The following is a 16220-nucleotide window of genomic DNA, read 5'->3' on the forward strand; positions in this document are numbered from 1 at the left end:
TTCCGCTAGCGGCGCTGCCGATACTCGATGTACATTGCGTAATACGGCAGCACGGCGTTGCCGTCCGCGTCCGGCGTCGGCTCGAAGCGGGCGTGCTCGACCATCCCGGCGCAAGCCGCCTCGTCGAGGATATCTTGCCCGCTCGATTCGATGACCCGGCAGTCAGCGACCCTTCCATTGGCCTGGACGATCACGAAAACGCGAACCCTGCCATACAATCCGCGTTGCGCTGCGCGCCGTGGATAGTCGTCGAGGATGCGGATGGCCCAGCGCGCCATGTCCTTGGGCACCGCTGACTGCGCCCGCTCATCAACGGTTGCTTCATCGCTGTTCGCTTGGGCCGGATGGCCCGCCACAAGAAGCAGGGCTGCAAGGGAAGCTAGTACGTTCATGCCGGGTACCTACCCGACACGTCGCCACATGCCAAATCGATGCCAGGGGGCCTGTAAGCCGGGTTCTGTCCCGCGTGCGATATGCGCGAACGCATCATAGCCACGCGGGGGCAGCCATTCGTCTGGGCGCGGGATCGCTCCCGCGCTCGAGCAGCCAACCCGGGCGGTCACGGGACCAACCGGTCCCTGCCCTCCCTTGCGGAAAGGCGCGCCGCCCCTATTCGGCCTTGCTCCGGGTGGGGTTTGCCATGCGGGCCGCGTTGCCGCCGCCCCGGTGCGCTCTTACCGCACCCTTTCACCCTTGCCTGACCAGGTCAGGCGGTCTGCTCTCTGTGGCACTTTCCCTGTGGTCGCCCACGGCGGGCGTTACCCGCCACCCTCGGTTGGTGGAGCCCGGACTTTCCTCGGTATCGCAAGCGATAACGCGGCTGCCCGGCCCCCTGGCACGAGCGCCATAGCACGCGCGATGCGCGAATAGAACGGCCTATCGCGCCTGCCCCCGGTCGCGGTCGAGCAGCAGCTGGAACAGGATGGCGCGGATCTGCCCGTCGATCTCTCCATCGATCTTTTCGGGCCGCCAGCGGCGCTGGAACGCCTCGACCGCCTTGTGCCCATCGGAAATGTCGTAACCGAACCGTTCGAGCGCGAGGTAGAACGCGCCGTCGTTGTCGAACGGGTCGCCCAGCTCCAGCTTTTCCGGCTTCGGCAGGCACAGGTGGTATTCGGCCAGCCGGTCCCACGGGAACAGCTCGCCCGGATCGATCTTTCGCGGCGGGGCGACATCGGAATGGCCGACCACGTTCGCGCGCGGGATGTCGTAATCCTTCACGATGCGCGCCAGCAGCGGAACAAGCGCTTCGAACTGCGCGTCGGAAAACGGGCGGTAGCCCAGCGCATGGCCCGGATGGTCGAGCTCGATCCCGATGGAGATGCCGTTTACGTCCGTGTGCCCGCGCCAGTAGGACACGCCGGCATGCCAGGCGCGCTTGTCCTCTGGCACCAGCCGCGTGACCTCCCCGCTTTCGGAAATCAGGTAATGGGCGGAGACCTTGGCGTCGGGATCGCACAGCCGCGCCTCTGCACTCGCCGCATCCTCCATCTCGGTATAGTGGAGCACGACCATCGAGATCGCCTCCGACCGCTCGTCGTAATTGGGCGACAACGCCTCGCGGTGGACCAGTTCGTCGGCCACGGCGCTATCCGATCAGCCCGTCGGTATCGGTCGGCAATTCCGCGCCAAGGACGAGCGAGCCTTCGCCGAGGTGGTACTGGAGCCCGCCGCCATCCGCCTCGGCCAGTTCGCACAGCATGAAGGCGGGCGCGGTGCGGCTGGTGAGCTCGCCCTCGCCCGACAACGCCTTGCCGATGGTCTCGTCGAAGGCGATCTTGGGGCCGGTCGCGCGCACCACGATCTCCGTCGCGCCGCCGCGCATTTCCGCCCCGATGTCGAGCGTTCCGCCGCGCACAAGCGCATCGAGGCCCATCTGCGCGAAGTTGAGCAGCACTTTCACCGCGCCCTTCGGCAGGCGCGCGGTGGCGAGCGCCCAGTTGGCCTCGACCCGTTCGTTCTTGGCGACCAGCGCATCCACCAGCGCGCGCGGCTCGTCCACGTCGATCATGTCGCCGAAACCGCCCGCGGCCCCGAAGGCGAGGCGGAAGAACTTGAGCTTGTCGGTCGAGATCTGCGCGCTCTGTTCGAGCAGTTCGAAACACCGGTCGCGCATGTCCGGGTCTTTCTCGTCCGTGAGCAGTTCCAGCCCGTTCGACAGCGCGCCGACGGGGCTGAGCAGGTCGTGGCAAAGCTTGGAACACAGCAGGCTGGCCAGCTGGACGGGATCGATATCGCTCATGGAATAACAGGTCCGCTTGATCGGGTAATTCGCATCCCCGATGTCCTAGAGGAAATTTGCCGCGCTGCCACCCGTCCTTTTGCGTGCCGCCACTGGAGTTAGGTCAGGAGAGGCGCGCGAAATTCGCCGCCCCCGGTGCGGGCTTGCGCGTGGTCGCAGGCGCAGGCGTGCGGCCCGGCACCGTGCCGAGCATGTCGGCGAGGTCCGCCAGCCGCTCCTCGTCGCGGCGGTAGAACACCAGCTTGGCTTCCTTGCGCGTTTCCACCAGCCCGGCCTTGCGCAGCACGCCGAGCTGCTGCGACAGCGCGGGCTGGCCGATGCCGGTCGCAGCCTCGATCTCCCCGACATTGCGCTCGCCGGCTTTCAGCAGGTCGAGGATGCGCAGGCGCGAGGGGTGGCCGATGGCCTTGAAGGCATCGACCGCCGCGTCCTCGGTGAGAGCCGCATCGCTCACCGGCGCTTGCCCTTCCGCGGCGTCGCTTCGCGCAGGAACCAGTCCGCCTGCCCCTCGGCCGCAAAGACTTCGTCGATATCCTGCGCAGGCGGCCGCAACAGCGCATCGCCCGCCTGCCAGTTCGCAGGAGCAAGGCCTTCGGCGGCGTCGATCGCCTGCAACGCGTCGAGCGTGCGCAGCATTTCTGGGATCGAACGCCCGACGCTTGCGGGATAGCAGCTCATCGCGCGGATCGTACCGGCGGGATCGATGAAGAATGTCGTGCGCACCGTGGCGCTGTCGCTGTCCTGCGCGCAGACCATGCCATAGGCGCGGCCGACGACCAGCGTCGGGTCCTCCACGATGGGGAAGCGCACTTCGACGTCGAACCGGTCGCGGATCATGCGCAGCCACGCGAAGTGGGAAAACAGGCTGTCGACCGACAGGGCCATCAGCGCGCAGTCGCGCGCCTCGAAGGCAGCCGCCTCGCGCGCCAAGGCGACGAATTCGGTCGTGCAGACCGGCGTGAAGTCCGCCGGGTGGGAGAACAGGACCAGCCAGCGCCCGCGATAATCGGACAGGCGCACCGGCCCCGCCGTGCTGCGCGCTTCGAAATCGGGCGCGCTATCGCCGATGCGTAGGGGCCGCGGAGCCGGGCCGGTGGGGGCTGCGTTGTCCATGACGGACGATCTACCCCCTTGACTCGCGGATTGCAATACATATACACGATTTATGTAATCGAAGGAGTTATTTCATGTCTGATGCAGACGCGTCGCTCCAGGCGGCCCGCGACCAGATCGGGCGCGCCACGGGCGAAAAGACACTCCGCCCCTCGATCGCGGGCTTTTTCGACGAGACCACCAATACGGTAAGCTACGTCATCCATGACCCGGAAACATGCGAAGCCGCGATCATCGACTCGGTGCTGGACTACGAAGCGGCCGCCGGGCGGACGTCCCATGGCTCGGCAGAGCGCATCATCGACTACGTCACTTCGAACAATTTGCAAGTGACATGGCTGATCGAAACCCATGCCCATGCCGACCACATCTCGGCCGCGCCCTATTTGCAGGACAAGCTCGGCGGGAAGCTTGCCATCGGCAAGGACATCGTCCGCGTGCAGGATGTCTTCGGCAAGCTGTTCAACGCCGGTACCGATTTCGAGCGCGACGGATCGCAGTTCGACAAGCTTTTCTCAGACGGCGAGACCTTCTCGCTCGGCAAGATCGAGGGCATCGCGCTCCACGTCCCCGGCCATACACCGGCCGACATGGCCTTCATCATCGGCGATGCCGCTTTCGTGGGTGACACGATCTTCATGCCCGATTTCGGCACGGCGCGGGCGGACTTCCCGGGCGGCGATGCGCGCGAGCTGTTCCAGTCGATCCGCCGCCTGCTCTCCCTGCCTGACGACACGCGGCTGTTCCTGTGCCACGATTACAAGGCGCCGGGGCGCGACGAGTATGCGTGGGAGACCACCGTTGGCCAGCAGCGGCGCGAGAACGTGCATGTGAAGGACGGCGTGACCGAAGACGAGTTCGTCGAGATGCGCACGACGCGGGACAAGACGCTCGCCATGCCCGAACTCATCATGCCGTCGGTGCAGGTCAACATCCGCGGCGGCCGCCTGCCGGAGCCGGAGGATAACGGTGTCAGCTACATCAAGATTCCGGTGAACGCGGTATGAGCCTGCCCGGTTTTCCCGACGCGGCACCGCTGGCAGGTCTCGGCGGCGGCATCCTCATCGGCTTGGCCGCCGCGCTGATGCTGCTGGGCGCAGGGCGCATTGCCGGAGTCTCCGGCATCTTCGCGCGCGCAACCGGCCTCAGCGACAGCGGCATGTCGAAACCGGGCGCGTGGATGTTCGTCCTCGGCCTGCCGCTGGGCGCTTTCATCGTCGCGCTTGCAACCGGCGGCCTGCCGGCAAACTTCGCCGGTCCGGCCTACCTCGTCGTCGCCGGCCTGCTGGTCGGCATCGGGACCCGTCTCGGCAGCGGCTGCACCAGCGGCCACGGCGTATGCGGGGTCAGCCGCCTGTCGCAGCGGTCGCTCGTCGCGACGGTCACCTTCATGGCCGCCGGCATCGCCACGGTGGCGCTGATGAACGCGCTGGGCATGGAGGTGCTGCCATGATCCGCCGCATCCTTCCCCCGCTGCTGTCGGGAACGCTGTTCGGCGCGGGCCTTGCGCTTGGCGGGATGACGGACCCGGCCCGTGTGCGCGGCTTCCTCGACCTGTTCGGCGACTGGGACCCGACGCTGGCCTTCGTGATGGGCGGCGCGGTCATCGTGATGGCGATCGCGTGGCGCTTCCAGCCACGCATGGCCCACCCGCTGTTCGCCGAGAAATTCGCCCTGCCCGACCGCAGCGACCTGACCCCGAAACTGATCGGCGGCGCGGCCCTGTTCGGGATCGGCTGGGGCATCGCCGGCCTGTGCCCTGGACCCGGCCTCGCCGCGCTGGTGATCGAACCGGCATCGGCCGCGATCTTCGTGGTCGCCATGCTGGCCGGCATGGGCATCGTCCGGCTGGTCGAAAAAGACTAGGGCCGGACGCACCCGATGTCGCTGTCGCGCTATTTCCCGATCCTCGACTGGGGGCGGAGCTACAACCGGTCGGTACTTACGAACGACCTGATGGCGGCGGTGATCGTCACCATCATGCTGATCCCGCAGAGCCTTGCCTATGCGCTGCTGGCGGGGCTGCCGCCGGTCGTTGGCCTGTATGCCAGCATCCTGCCGCTGGTGCTCTATGCCATTTTCGGCACCAGCCGCACGCTTGCCGTCGGGCCGGTGGCCGTGATCAGCCTGATGACCGCCAGCGCGGCAGGCGCGGTCGCGGCGCAGGGGACGGCGGAATATCTGGAGGCGGCGGTGACGCTGGCCATGTTATCCGGCGTGATGCTGGCGGTGCTGGGGCTGCTGCGGGCAGGCTTCCTTGCCAATCTCCTGTCCCACCCTGTCATCAGCGGCTTCATCACCGCCAGCGGCATACTGATCGCGACGAGCCAGCTGAAGCATATCCTGGGCATCAAGGCGGGCGGCGACAACTGGCCCGACATGCTCGGCTCGCTGGCCGCCGGGATCGCGCAGACCAACCCGTGGACGCTCGCCATCGGCATCCCTGCCACGCTGTTCCTGTTCTGGGTCCGCAAGGGCGGCAAGCCCGCCCTGCAGCGCCTCGGCCTGCCTCCGCGCGCGGCCGACATGACCGCCAAGGCCGGACCGGTCGCCGCCGTCGCGCTGACGATCCTTGCGGCGGTGCTGCTCGACCTCGGCGACAGGGGCGTGAACCTCGTCGGCGGGATCCCGCAGGGCCTGCCGCCCTTCGCCGTGCCCTCTGCCGACCTCTCCCTGATCGAGAAGCTGTGGGTGCCCGCGCTGCTGATCTCGATCATCGGTTTCGTCGAAAGCGTTTCGGTCGCGCAAACGCTGGCCGCCAAGCGCCGCCAGCGCATTTCGCCGGACCAGGAGCTGATCGGCCTCGGCGCGGCGAATATCGCCAGCGCCTTTTCCGGCGGCTACCCGGTCACCGGCGGTTTCGCCCGTTCGGCGGTGAATTTCGATGCCGGCGCGGAGACACCTGCGGCCGGCGCCTTCACCGCAGTCGGCATCGCGCTCGCCACGCTGTTCCTCACCCCGCTGCTGTTCAGCCTGCCCATCGCCACGCTGGCGGCGACGATCATCGTGGCGGTGCTCAGCCTCGTCGACCTCAAGACACCCGGCCGGCTGTGGCGCTATTCCAAGGCCGATTTTGCGGCTCATGTCGCCACCATCGGCATCACGCTGGTCGCGGGCGTGGAGCTGGGCGTGATCGCCGGGGTCGCGGTCGGCCTGCTGCTTTACCTGTGGCGGGCGAGCCGCCCCCATGCCGCCATCGTCGGCCGCGTGCCGGAGACCGAGCATTTCCGCAACGTGGAGCGGCACGAGGTCTTCACGGTGCCGCACGTCCTGTCCATCCGCATCGACGAGGCGCTGACGTACCTCAACGCCCGCTGGCTGGAGGAATACGTGCTGGAGCGCGTCGCCGAAAAGCCGGAGCTGCGCCACGTCATCCTGATGTGCAGCGCGGTGAACGAAATCGACGCCTCGGGCCTCGAAAGCCTTGAGGCGATCAACCACCGGCTGGAGGACGGCGGCATCGGCCTGCACCTGTCCGAAGTGAAAGGCCCGGTCATGGACCGGCTGAAGCGCACCGACTTCCTCGAGGAGCTCCACGGCAAGGTTTACCTGTCGCAGAACCGCGCCTTCGACGAACTGGTGCGCGACGATGGCGCGCCGGGGCTGCCGCAGGACCATTTCATCGCCCGCGGGATGATCTGACAGTTGCACGGCAGGCAAGCGCGGTTGCCTGCTTTGCGCTGCCGTGCGAACCGCAAGTGATGTAAGGGACCGGCTCATGTTCGAACATCTCGACGCCCTGCTGCTCGCGCGGATCCAGTTCGCCTTTACGGTCAGCTTCCACTTCTTCTTCCCGGCCTTTTCCATCGGCCTCGCCAGCTACCTGATGGTGCTGGAAGGATTGTGGCTGAAGACCGGCAAGCAGCTCTATCTCGACCTGTTCAAATACTGGCTGAAGATCTTCGCCATCGCCTTTGCCATGGGCGTCGTCTCCGGCATCGTGATGAGCTACCAGTTCGGCACCAACTGGTCGGTCTTTTCCGACCTTGCCGGCCCGGTGATCGGGCCGCTGATGGCGTACGAGGTGCTGACCGCCTTCTTCCTGGAGGCGGGCTTCCTCGGCGTGATGCTGTTCGGGATGAACAAGGTCGGCAAGAAGCTGCATTTTGCGGCCACCTGCATGGTCGCGCTCGGCACGTTCGTGTCCGCTTTCTGGATCCTGTCGGTCAACAGCTGGATGCAGACGCCGACGGGGTACGAGATGGGCGCGAACGGGCAGTTCATGCCGGGTGCGAGCTGGTGGGACATCGTCTTCAACCCCAGCTTCCCCTACCGCCTCGTCCACACGGTGATGGCGGCCTACCTCACCACCGCATTCGTGGTCGGCGGGGTCGGCGCGTGGCACCTGCTCAAGGACCGGACGAACGCCCACGCGCGCAAGATGTTCTCCATGGCCATGTGGATGGCCGCCATCGTCACCCCGTTGCAGATCGCAGCCGGCGATGCACACGGCCTCAACACGCTGGAGCACCAGCCGCAGAAGGTCATGGCCATGGAAGGCCATTTCCAGAGCCATCCGGACGGCGCGCCGCTGATCCTGTTCGGCATTCCAGACAGCGAAGCGAAGACGGTGCGTTACGCGATCGAGATACCCAAGCTCTCCTCGCTGATCCTGAAGCACGACCTCGACGCGCCGCTTGCCGGGCTCGACACGATCCCCGATGACGAGGAGCCGCCCGTCGGCGTGGTCTTCTGGTCGTTCCGGGTGATGGTCGGCATCGGTTTCGCGATGCTCGGCATCGGGCTGTGGAGCCTTTACGCCCGCACCCGGAGGAAACTGTATGAATGGACCTGGCTGCACCGCGCCGCGCTGCTGATGGCACCGTCGGGCTTTGCCGCCGTGCTGGCCGGCTGGATCACCACCGAAGTCGGCCGCCAGCCCTATGTCATCTACGGCGTGCTGCGCACTGCGGACGCGGCCAGCCCGCTCGACGCGCCGGCCGTCGCCGCTTCGCTGCTGGCTTTCATCCTCGTCTATTTCACCGTGTTCGGCATCGGGGTGTGGTACATCCTGCGCCTGATGAGCCAGACGCCGCATGTGGGCGAGACCGGCGTCAAGCGCGGCGATACCGGACCAATCCGCACCGCCGGCATCACGCCGGGCCCGACGCAGAACCCGGGCGACGACGATGTGCTGCCCCGTTCGAAAGAGGAGGCGGAATAATGGATCTCACCGTCGTCTGGGCCTTCATCATCGCCTTTGCCGTCTTCGCCTATGTCGTGATGGACGGGTTCGACCTCGGCATCGGCATCCTCTTTCCCACCTTCGACCCGGGGCGGGAGCGCGACCGGGCGATGAACTCCATCGCGCCGGTGTGGGACGGGAACGAGACCTGGCTGGTGCTGGGCGGCGGCGGGCTGTTTGCCGCCTTCCCGCTGGCCTATGCGGTGATCCTCCCGGCGACCTATCCGCTGATCATCGCCATGCTGCTGGGCCTCGTCTTTCGCGGCGTTGCCTTCGAATACCGCTGGCGCGACCCCGCGCACCGCGGCTTCTGGGACGCGGCCTTTACCGGCGGGTCCTTCGTCGCCGCAATGGCGCAGGGCATGGTGCTGGGGGCGCTGCTCCAGGGCGTGGAAGTGTCGGGCCGCGCCTACGCGGGCAGCTGGTTCGACTGGCTGACCCCCTATACGCTCCTCTGCGGGCTGGGCACGGTGGCTGGATACGCCCTGCTCGGCAGCACGTGGCTGATCTGGAAGCTGGACGGCGAAGGGCAGGCCCATGCCCGCACGCTGGCCTTCAAGGCGGCACTGGCGACCATTGCGCTGATGGGCGCGGTCAGCCTCTACAACGTGTTCCTCAATGCCGAGTATGCCGAGCGCTGGCTGACCGCGCCGGAGATATATTTCGCGGCCCCGGTGCCGATCCTCACCGGCTTCGCCGCGTGGAGCATCGTGCGTGCCGTGCGGACGGAGCGCAACAGCAAGCCTTTCTGGCTAAGCCTCGCGCTGTTCTCCCTCGGCATGGCGGGGCTCGGCGTGACCATGTGGCCCTATGTCGTCCCGCCCGGCCTCACCATCTGGGACGCCGCCGCGCCGGAGCGCAGCCAGGTCTTCATGCTGGTGGGCGTTGCGATCACCATGCCGCTGATCATCGCCTACACCGCGTGGGCTTACTGGGTGTTCCGCGGCAAGGTGGCGGACGAAGGGTATCACTGACATGCGCTCACGCAGCGAAGCGGTAGCGCGAAAGAAAATGCCGCCCGAAACCGAGGCACCCCTGTGGCAGCGCCTCGCCTGGATGGCCGCGATCTGGGCGGCCAGCGTTGCCGTGCTCGGCCTCGTCGCATGGATCCTGCGGCTGTGGATCGCGCCTTGACCCACGCAGGCTTCGACAAGCCTGCTGCCGCCGCGCTATGGCGCGCGGCGCAATGGCGAGCGACACGCACATAGACGGCACGATTGCCACCGCCGACCGGCTCGACAAGGCGCTGGCCGAAGCGACCGGCCTGTCGCGCGCCCGCGTTCAGGCGCTGATCGCCGACGGCGCCGTCACGGTGGACGGGGAGCCGGCGACGAGCGCCAAGGCGAAGGTGCGCGCCGGCGCGACATACGCCGTAGCCCTGCCCCCGCCCGAACCGCTGGCGGCGATCCCGCAGGACATCCCCGTGCCCATCGTGTTCGAGGACGCGCATCTCGTGGTGGTCGACAAGCCCGCCGGCATGGTGGTGCACCCCGCCGCCGGCAATCCGGACGGGACGCTGGTCAACGCGCTGCTGCACCATTGCCGCGGCAGCCTCAGCGGCATCGGCGGGGTCGCGCGGCCGGGCATCGTTCACCGGATCGACAAGGACACGTCGGGCCTGCTGGTGGTGGCCAAGAGCGATGCGGCGCACGAAGGGCTGGCGCGGCAGTTCGCCGACCATTCGCTCACCCGCGCATACCTCGCGGTGGTCGGCGGGATGCCAATCCCGCCATCCGGTACGATCGACGCACGGCTGGGCCGCAGCGACCGGGATCGCAAGAAAATGGCCGTCCTCGCGCCCGACTCGCAGCGCGGGAAGCATGCCGTGACGCATTACCGGACGATAAAAACTTTCCCCGCTGCAAGCCTGCTTGAATGCCGGCTGGAAACCGGGCGCACCCACCAGGTCCGCGTTCACTGCGCGTCAATCGGCCATGCGCTATTGGGGGACCCTGTCTATGGCCGGACTCCCGCCCCGTTACGCCGCCTTCTCAAGGACTTGGCGTTCACCCGCCAGGCGCTCCATGCAGCCAAGCTCGGTTTCGTCCATCCCGTCACCGGCGACGAGCTGCATTTCACCAGCGATTTACCGTCCGACATGGCGGAACTGATCGAGCGGGTTTCTGGTTCTTATTAAGGAAATTCGCGGGCAATCGCGCAAGAAATATCCTATAAGGATTTTACCGAGTGGCCGTGCACGCAGGATGCCCATCAGGGGTCCATGCACCAGCGGTCGACAATGAAAGGTCAGGGAAAGACGTGAGCAATACGAAACGACCAACAGTGCCAGCACTGGGCGGGGAGCAGAGCCTCAACCGCTACCTATCCGAAATCAAGAAGTTCCCCGTACTGACGGCAGAGCAGGAATACATGCTCGCAAAGCGGTACGAGGAGCATGAGGACAGCGAAGCTGCAGCGCAGCTCGTCACCTCGCACCTGCGCCTCGTGGCGAAGATCGCCATGGGTTACCGCGGCTACGGCCTGCCGGTGTCGGACCTCATCTCCGAAGGCAACGTCGGCCTGATGCAGGGCGTGAAGAAGTTCGAGGCCGATCGCGGCTTCCGCCTCGCCACCTATGCGATGTGGTGGATCAAGGCATCGATTCAGGAATTCATCCTGCGGTCGTGGAGCCTCGTGAAGATGGGCACCACCGCCGCGCAGAAGAAGCTGTTCTTCAACCTGCGCCGGATGAAGAAGCAGCTCGAAGCCTACGAGGACAGCGATCTCCATCCGGAAGACGTCGCCAAGATCGCCACCGATCTCGGCGTGCCGGAGCAGGAAGTGATCAACATGAACCGCCGGATGATGATGGGCGGGGACGGATCGCTGAACGTGCCGATGCGCAACGGCGAGGACGGCAGCGGCCAGTGGCAGGACTGGCTGACCGACGATCGCCCGCTGCAGGATGAGACGGTCGCCGACGCCGAAGAAGCGACGGTGCGCCGCGAAATGCTGACCGAAGCGATGGAAGCGCTGAACGAACGCGAACAGCACATCCTCACCGAACGGCGCCTGACCGACAATCCGCAGACGCTGGAAGAACTGTCGCAGGTGTATGACGTCAGCCGCGAACGCATCCGCCAGATCGAAGTGCGCGCGTTCGAGAAGCTGCAGAAGGCCATGCTCCGCATCGCCGGCGAGCGCTTCCTGCCGGCAGCGGTTACGGGCTGAGGACAGCCAAATCGATTTAGAAGGAGCCGGGCCCAGTGTCCGGCTCTTTCGATTCCGCCCTCGGCGGTTCGGGGATCCAGGACATGGAACCGATTGCCGGTAGCTCCGCCATATCCCGCGCCATCACGGCGAGATCGTCCTGCGTTTCGATCATGCAGTGGTAAAATTCATGGTCGGCAAGCTGGCTCGGCACCCGGGAATCTTCCGGGCAGACGCTTTGCAGATATTCGAAAGTTTCGATCTCGGAGCCTTCGAAAGGCTTGCTGCGAAGCAACTGGTATCGCGGCCCGGCTCCGAAACCATATTGCAAAGCCCAAAGGTCGTGTTCGCCGGCCCGATCTGTGGTGGTGCCGAGGGCAACAAGCAAGATATCCTGGCCGAATGTGCTGACCGCGTTGCCATCGACCTCCTTGAACTGGTTGTGGCAGGCGTAGAGTCCCAGATGCGCCGAACTCAGCTGCATGGTGGCATCCCCGTACCAGGGATCGCCGATGAGTCTCCAGTACCCATACCACATCGGACTTTGGCATTGCCACGGGAGTGGCCCCGTAGAAGGCACCCTTCGCGGCCATATCGGATCGGCGTCGAAGTCGGAAAACAGCGGCAAAGGCGAATTGATTTCCGATTGCAGGACCCGATCGGTCCGTGCGGCATCTTGCCCGGCGGCCTCTTCCATGTCTTGCTGCATGGCCTGAAGCGAGAGAATGATTGCCGCGAACAACATCTCCGCTGCCTAGGCTGCGGCACGCAGGCCTACAAGTCGGCGTTGCCATCATCCTCCCACCGCCATAGGCATTGCCCATGCTTCGGGTCGCCAAGTTCCTTGCCAAGTTCGTCGTCGGGTTCATCGCGCTCAGCCTGCTGTTGGTGATCGTGTTCCGCTTCGTCCCGCCGCCGGTCACCGCGACCATGGTGATGGACGAAAACGGCATCACCAAGGACTGGGAAAGCCTGAGCCAGATCGACCGCAACCTGGTGGATGCGGTGATCGCGGCGGAGGACGGCAAGTTCTGCAGCCACGACGGCTTCGACCGCGAGGCGATCGAGAATGCCATGCGGCGCAACATGGAAGGCGGGCGCATCCGCGGCGGCTCCACCATCAGCCAGCAGACCGCGAAGAACGTGTTCCTGTGGCAGGGCGGAGGCTATTTCCGCAAAGGGCTGGAAGCCTGGTTCACGTTCCTGATCGAGAATATCTGGGGCAAGCGGCGGATCATGGAAGTCTACCTCAACGTCGCGGAAACCGGCATCGGTACCTACGGAGCCGAGGCCGGGGCGCAGCGCTATTTCGGCAAGTCCGCTGCCAGCCTGACGCCGATCGAGGCGGCGCGCATGGCGGCCGCCCTGCCCCTGCCCAAGGAGCGCAGTGTGAAGAACCCGGACGGCTGGCTGCGCCGCCACGGCAACACGATTTCCGCCCGCATCGGCGTCGTCAGGCGTGACGCGCTCGACGCCTGCGTCTACGACTGAGCACCATGGGGGCGGGACACTCACACGGTAGCGGGCACGGGCACTGCCATGGCCATAGCGACGGGCATGGGCATGGGCACGGGCATGGCCACGACCACGGCCCGGCGGACTATGGCCGCGCCTTTGCCATCGGCATCGTCCTCAATACCGCCTTCGTCGTCGTGGAAGCGGTCTACGGCTTCCTGTCCGGTTCGATGGCGCTGGTCGCGGATGCGGGCCACAACCTGTCCGATGTCCTCAGCCTGATCCTTGCCTGGGGCGCGGCGACGCTGGCGAAGAAACCGCCGAGCAACCGCTTCACCTTCGGCTACAAGAGCTCTACCATCCTTGCCGCGCTCGCCAACGCGATGCTGCTGCTCGCCGCGCTGGGCGTGATCCTGTGGGAAACGCTGCACCGCTTTGCCGACCCGCAGCCGATCGAGCCGGGCACGGTGATGATCGTCGCCGGGATCGGCATCGTCATCAACACCGCCACCGCGCTGCTCTTCATGTCCGGCCGGAAGAGCGACATCAACATCCGCGGCGCGTTCCTGCACATGGCCGCCGACGCGCTCGTCAGCCTGGGTGTGGTCATCGCCGGCGCGCTGATCTGGTACACGGGCGCGCTCTGGATCGACCCCGTCACCAGCCTGCTGATCGTCGCCCTGATCGCGTGGGGTACGTTGGGCCTGCTGAAGGACTCCATCCGCATGAGCCTGCTCGGCGTGCCCGCCGGCATCGACGAAGGCGCGGTGCGCGGCTACCTGGGCGGGATCGACGGCGTGGCGCGGGTCCAGGACCTCCACATCTGGCCGATGAGCACCACCGAAACCGCGCTGACCGCGCACCTGGTGATGCCGGGCGGCCATCCGGGGGACGGCTTCCTGATGGAAGTGGCCGAAGAACTGAAGCACCACCACCGCATCGGCCACGCCACCATCCAGGTCGAAACCAGCGACGACTGCGCGCAGGCCTGCGTGTGAGCGCAGCAGCGGATCGCGAGGCGCTGGCCGCCGCGATTGAGCGGCTCGCTGCCGGGGACCGCGCCGCACTCGACCCGATCTACCGATCCACCCACCGCAAACTTTTCGGCATCTGTCTGCGTATCTTGGACGACAGGAAGGAGGCCGAGGACGCGTTGCAGGAAGTTTACGTCAGGCTGTGGCGGAGCGCGGGGCGCTTCGATGCGAACCGCGCCAGCCCGATCAGCTGGATGGCCGTCATGGCGCGCAATTGTGCGGTCGACCGGCTGCGCGTCGGCAAGGTGCGGGCGGGCGCAGTGCCTGAAAACGCGGCCATGACGGTGCCGGATGCCGCCCCGCTCGCCGACCGGTTGCTGGAGGATGGCGAACGCCGCGCCCGTATCCACCGGTGCATCGAAGCGCTGGAAGGCTCGAGCCGCAGTGCCATAACCCGAGCGTTTTTCGAAGGGCGGACCTATGCGGCGCAGGCGGAAGAAGGCGGCATTCCGCTTTCGACCATGAAAAGCCGGATCCGCCGCGCCCTGGCGAAACTCAAGACCTGCCTGGAGGCCGACGATGACTGATGCGATGAGCGACGACGAACGCCTCGCCGCCGAATATGTCTTCGGACTGCTGGACGGCGAAGACCTACTGTCCGCACGCGCCCGGCTGGCCCGCGAACCCGGCTTCGCTGCGCTGGTGGCGAGGTGGGAGGACCACGCCGCCCCGTTGCTCGACGCGGGCGAAGGGCATGTGCCGGACGAAGACGTCCTGGCCCGCGTCCATGCGCAGATCGCAGGGGCCGGGGACGGCGCGCAGGTCATCGCCCTGCGCCGGTCCGTCACGCGCTGGCGCTGCGCGAGCGGGGCGGCTGCGGCTGCGGCGATCGTGATGGCGGTGTTGGTGGCCGAACCGGCGGACCGCGCAGCACCCGCACCCGAACGCGATGCGGCCCCGCTGGTCGCCAACGTGCCCATCGGCGATACCGACCTGCGCCTGTCCGTTACCTATCTTCCGGACCGCGGGGAAATGCTTGTCAGCGCAAGCGGCCTCACTGCCGACGGCGTGCACGACCACGAGCTGTGGCTGGTCCCGGACGAAGGCGCGCTGCAATCGCTTGGCGTAGTCGCTCCGGGAACCGAGAGGCGCATGCCGATCAGTCCGGAAATCGCCGAACGGATTACCGCCAGGGCCGGCCTCGTCCTCACCCGCGAACCGCTCGGCGGGAAACCTGTGGGAGAGGCGGCAGGCCCGGTCGTGGCCGAGGGCAGGTTCACCGAGACCTGAAAAAACTTCGGCCGGGGTGCGTCCTTCCGCGCCCGCATTCCGAAACTCCTCACGCAAGAATGGACGGGCTTGCGCATAAAGAGGAGTTTCCAATGATCCATTTCCATAACGCCAAGGCCGCAACCCTTGCCGGCTTTGCCGCGCTATCCGCTGCCGGGCTCGCGATTGCCGCGCCCGCCGGCGCTTTCGACCACCACCGCGAAGCGTCGCGGAGCCAGCCGAACGTGGTCGAGGCCGCGCAATCGACCGGCGTCCACGAAACGCTGGTCGCCGCGGTCACCGCCGCAGGCCTCGCCGGCACGCTTTCGGGCGATGGGCCCTTCACTGTCTTCGCGCCCACCGACACCGCCTTTGCAAAACTGCCCGACGGCACGGTGGCCGAACTGGTGAAGCCGCAGAACAAGGCCGCGCTGACCGCGATCCTTACCTACCACGTGGTCAGCGGCGACGTATCATCGGCCGACCTCGTCCACGCGATCCGCGACAACCACGGCAGCTACAGCTTCGAGACGCTGTCCGGCGACACGCTGACCGCGCGGCTTTCCGGCGACACCATCGTGATCACCGATGCCGCCGGGCGCGCGACCGCCGTGACGCAGGCCGACGTCGATGTGTCGAACGGCGTGATCCACGTGACCGACAGCGTCTTCCTGCCGGGCTGAGCGCCCCGCGCGACCATTCCCCCGCCGCCAAGGGCCGTATGAGTTGGCGGCGCACCTTGCCCGCCCGGTGCCGCAGTCGCGCCGGGCGGGCTTTTTGCCGGCTGTTGAACCCGCCCTGCGACCCCTTGCGCAGCACGGCAGCAGCGCCC

20 protein-coding genes and 1 other RNA gene are annotated in these 16220 nt (G+C 66.6%); 14 read left to right on the forward strand and 7 right to left on the reverse strand.

The window, feature by feature from the left end:
* Window positions 1-5 precede the first annotated feature (5 nt).
* The 6 genes from VCJ71_RS07470 to VCJ71_RS07495 form a co-directional block, all read right to left on the reverse strand.
* Window positions 6-392 carry an energy transducer TonB gene (locus VCJ71_RS07470; RefSeq protein ID WP_324640161.1) on the reverse strand — a complete coding sequence of 129 codons (387 nt, stop codon included), beginning with the start codon at window positions 390-392 and terminating at the stop codon, window positions 6-8.
* A gap of 38 nt (window positions 393-430) precedes the next feature.
* Window positions 431-836, reverse strand: an RNA gene (gene rnpB, locus VCJ71_RS07475) — RNase P RNA component class A.
* A gap of 40 nt (window positions 837-876) precedes the next feature.
* Window positions 877-1515, reverse strand: coding sequence for an N-acetylmuramoyl-L-alanine amidase (locus VCJ71_RS07480; protein ID WP_416379161.1), 639 nt, complete (start codon window positions 1513-1515; stop codon window positions 877-879).
* A 73-nt stretch (window positions 1516-1588) separates the two neighbouring features.
* Window positions 1589-2242: a histidine phosphotransferase family protein gene (locus VCJ71_RS07485; RefSeq protein WP_324640164.1), complete on the reverse strand. Its 654-nt coding sequence runs from the start codon at window positions 2240-2242 to the stop codon at window positions 1589-1591.
* 103 nt (window positions 2243-2345) lie between these two features.
* Window positions 2346-2696 (reverse strand): ArsR/SmtB family transcription factor, encoded by a 351-nt coding sequence (locus VCJ71_RS07490; RefSeq protein ID WP_324640166.1) that lies wholly within the window; start codon window positions 2694-2696, stop codon window positions 2346-2348.
* A complete protein-coding gene (locus VCJ71_RS07495) occupies window positions 2693-3355 on the reverse strand; it encodes a peroxiredoxin (protein WP_324640168.1) in 663 nt (220 codons plus the stop codon). The genes VCJ71_RS07490 and VCJ71_RS07495 overlap by 4 nt, the downstream gene beginning before the upstream one ends.
* 74 nt (window positions 3356-3429) lie before the next feature.
* On the opposite strand from VCJ71_RS07495, the gene VCJ71_RS07500 reads away from it, so the two are divergent.
* The 9 genes from VCJ71_RS07500 to rpoH all read left to right on the forward strand — a co-directional run bounded on the left by VCJ71_RS07500 (window position 3430) and on the right by rpoH (window position 11711).
* Window positions 3430-4362: an MBL fold metallo-hydrolase gene (locus VCJ71_RS07500; RefSeq protein ID WP_324640170.1), complete on the forward strand. Its 933-nt coding sequence runs from the start codon at window positions 3430-3432 to the stop codon at window positions 4360-4362.
* Window positions 4359-4808, forward strand: coding sequence for a YeeE/YedE family protein (locus VCJ71_RS07505; RefSeq protein ID WP_324640172.1), 450 nt, complete (start codon window positions 4359-4361; stop codon window positions 4806-4808). The genes VCJ71_RS07500 and VCJ71_RS07505 overlap by 4 nt, the downstream gene beginning before the upstream one ends.
* On the forward strand, window positions 4805-5221 hold the full coding sequence (locus VCJ71_RS07510; protein ID WP_324640174.1) for a DUF6691 family protein: 417 nt from the start codon (window positions 4805-4807) through the stop codon (window positions 5219-5221). Before VCJ71_RS07505 ends, VCJ71_RS07510 begins: the two co-directional genes overlap by 4 nt.
* 15 nt (window positions 5222-5236) lie before the next feature.
* A complete protein-coding gene (locus VCJ71_RS07515; protein ID WP_324640176.1) occupies window positions 5237-6997 on the forward strand; it encodes a SulP family inorganic anion transporter in 1761 nt (586 codons plus the stop codon).
* Between the two features lie 76 nt (window positions 6998-7073).
* Entirely contained in the window at window positions 7074-8519 is a 1446-nt protein-coding gene (locus VCJ71_RS07520) for a cytochrome ubiquinol oxidase subunit I (protein ID WP_324640178.1), read from the forward strand.
* Window positions 8519-9514: a cytochrome d ubiquinol oxidase subunit II gene (gene cydB, locus VCJ71_RS07525; protein ID WP_324640180.1), complete on the forward strand. Its 996-nt coding sequence runs from the start codon at window positions 8519-8521 to the stop codon at window positions 9512-9514. The genes VCJ71_RS07520 and cydB overlap by 1 nt, the downstream gene beginning before the upstream one ends.
* A 37-nt stretch (window positions 9515-9551) precedes the next feature.
* Window positions 9552-9674, forward strand: coding sequence for a DUF2474 domain-containing protein (locus VCJ71_RS07530; RefSeq protein WP_324640183.1), 123 nt, complete (start codon window positions 9552-9554; stop codon window positions 9672-9674).
* 37 nt (window positions 9675-9711) lie between these two features.
* The gene (locus VCJ71_RS07535) at window positions 9712-10677 is read left to right on the forward strand and encodes an RluA family pseudouridine synthase (protein WP_416379148.1); all 966 of its coding nucleotides are present in this window, start codon (window positions 9712-9714) and stop codon (window positions 10675-10677) included.
* A 122-nt stretch (window positions 10678-10799) separates the two neighbouring features.
* A complete protein-coding gene (gene rpoH / locus VCJ71_RS07540; protein WP_324640184.1) occupies window positions 10800-11711 on the forward strand; it encodes an RNA polymerase sigma factor RpoH in 912 nt (303 codons plus the stop codon).
* 16 nt (window positions 11712-11727) lie between these two features.
* Here rpoH and VCJ71_RS07545 read toward each other — a convergent pair whose 3' ends face one another.
* The gene (locus tag VCJ71_RS07545; protein ID WP_324640187.1) at window positions 11728-12435 is read right to left on the reverse strand and encodes a hypothetical protein; all 708 of its coding nucleotides are present in this window, start codon (window positions 12433-12435) and stop codon (window positions 11728-11730) included.
* Between the two features lie 77 nt (window positions 12436-12512).
* Here VCJ71_RS07545 and mtgA point away from each other — a divergent pair, with 77 nt between their 5' ends.
* The 5 genes from mtgA (at window position 12513) to VCJ71_RS07570 (ending at window position 16071) form a co-directional block, all read left to right on the forward strand.
* Complete coding sequence (gene mtgA, locus VCJ71_RS07550) at window positions 12513-13181, forward strand: monofunctional biosynthetic peptidoglycan transglycosylase (protein WP_324640189.1); 669 nt, start codon at window positions 12513-12515, stop codon at window positions 13179-13181.
* 5 nt (window positions 13182-13186) lie between these two features.
* Complete coding sequence (locus VCJ71_RS07555; RefSeq protein WP_324640191.1) at window positions 13187-14143, forward strand: cation diffusion facilitator family transporter; 957 nt, start codon at window positions 13187-13189, stop codon at window positions 14141-14143.
* Complete coding sequence (locus tag VCJ71_RS07560) at window positions 14140-14706, forward strand: sigma-70 family RNA polymerase sigma factor (RefSeq protein WP_324640193.1); 567 nt, start codon at window positions 14140-14142, stop codon at window positions 14704-14706. Before VCJ71_RS07555 ends, VCJ71_RS07560 begins: the two co-directional genes overlap by 4 nt.
* Complete coding sequence (locus VCJ71_RS07565; RefSeq protein ID WP_324640195.1) at window positions 14699-15409, forward strand: anti-sigma factor; 711 nt, start codon at window positions 14699-14701, stop codon at window positions 15407-15409. Before VCJ71_RS07560 ends, VCJ71_RS07565 begins: the two co-directional genes overlap by 8 nt.
* Before the next feature lie 92 nt (window positions 15410-15501).
* A complete protein-coding gene (locus tag VCJ71_RS07570) occupies window positions 15502-16071 on the forward strand; it encodes a fasciclin domain-containing protein (protein WP_324640197.1) in 570 nt (189 codons plus the stop codon).
* Window positions 16072-16220 lie beyond the last annotated feature (149 nt).

The sequence above is a fragment of the Pseudoblastomonas aquimaris genome (assembly GCF_035481675.1).
Classification (GTDB): Bacteria; Pseudomonadota; Alphaproteobacteria; order Sphingomonadales; family Sphingomonadaceae; genus Alteriqipengyuania_B.

Coding starts and splice junctions, on each gene's coding strand:
- VCJ71_RS07470 (WP_324640161.1), bottom strand. CDS start 392: ATGAACGTACTAGCTTCCCTTGCAGCCCTGCTTCTTGTGGCGGGCCAT.
- VCJ71_RS07480 (WP_416379161.1), bottom strand. CDS start 1,515: ATGGTCGTGCTCCACTATACCGAGATGGAGGATGCGGCGAGTGCAGAG.
- VCJ71_RS07485 (WP_324640164.1), bottom strand. CDS start 2,242: ATGAGCGATATCGATCCCGTCCAGCTGGCCAGCCTGCTGTGTTCCAAG.
- VCJ71_RS07495 (WP_324640168.1), bottom strand. CDS start 3,355: ATGGACAACGCAGCCCCCACCGGCCCGGCTCCGCGGCCCCTACGCATC.
- VCJ71_RS07500 (WP_324640170.1), top strand. CDS start 3,430: ATGTCTGATGCAGACGCGTCGCTCCAGGCGGCCCGCGACCAGATCGGG.
- VCJ71_RS07505 (WP_324640172.1), top strand. CDS start 4,359: ATGAGCCTGCCCGGTTTTCCCGACGCGGCACCGCTGGCAGGTCTCGGC.
- VCJ71_RS07510 (WP_324640174.1), top strand. CDS start 4,805: ATGATCCGCCGCATCCTTCCCCCGCTGCTGTCGGGAACGCTGTTCGGC.
- VCJ71_RS07515 (WP_324640176.1), top strand. CDS start 5,237: ATGTCGCTGTCGCGCTATTTCCCGATCCTCGACTGGGGGCGGAGCTAC.
- VCJ71_RS07520 (WP_324640178.1), top strand. CDS start 7,074: ATGTTCGAACATCTCGACGCCCTGCTGCTCGCGCGGATCCAGTTCGCC.
- cydB (WP_324640180.1), top strand. CDS start 8,519: ATGGATCTCACCGTCGTCTGGGCCTTCATCATCGCCTTTGCCGTCTTC.
- VCJ71_RS07530 (WP_324640183.1), top strand. CDS start 9,552: ATGCCGCCCGAAACCGAGGCACCCCTGTGGCAGCGCCTCGCCTGGATG.
- VCJ71_RS07535 (WP_416379148.1), top strand. CDS start 9,712: ATGGCGCGCGGCGCAATGGCGAGCGACACGCACATAGACGGCACGATT.
- VCJ71_RS07545 (WP_324640187.1), bottom strand. CDS start 12,435: ATGTTGTTCGCGGCAATCATTCTCTCGCTTCAGGCCATGCAGCAAGAC.
- mtgA (WP_324640189.1), top strand. CDS start 12,513: ATGCTTCGGGTCGCCAAGTTCCTTGCCAAGTTCGTCGTCGGGTTCATC.
- VCJ71_RS07555 (WP_324640191.1), top strand. CDS start 13,187: ATGGGGGCGGGACACTCACACGGTAGCGGGCACGGGCACTGCCATGGC.
- VCJ71_RS07565 (WP_324640195.1), top strand. CDS start 14,699: ATGACTGATGCGATGAGCGACGACGAACGCCTCGCCGCCGAATATGTC.
- VCJ71_RS07570 (WP_324640197.1), top strand. CDS start 15,502: ATGATCCATTTCCATAACGCCAAGGCCGCAACCCTTGCCGGCTTTGCC.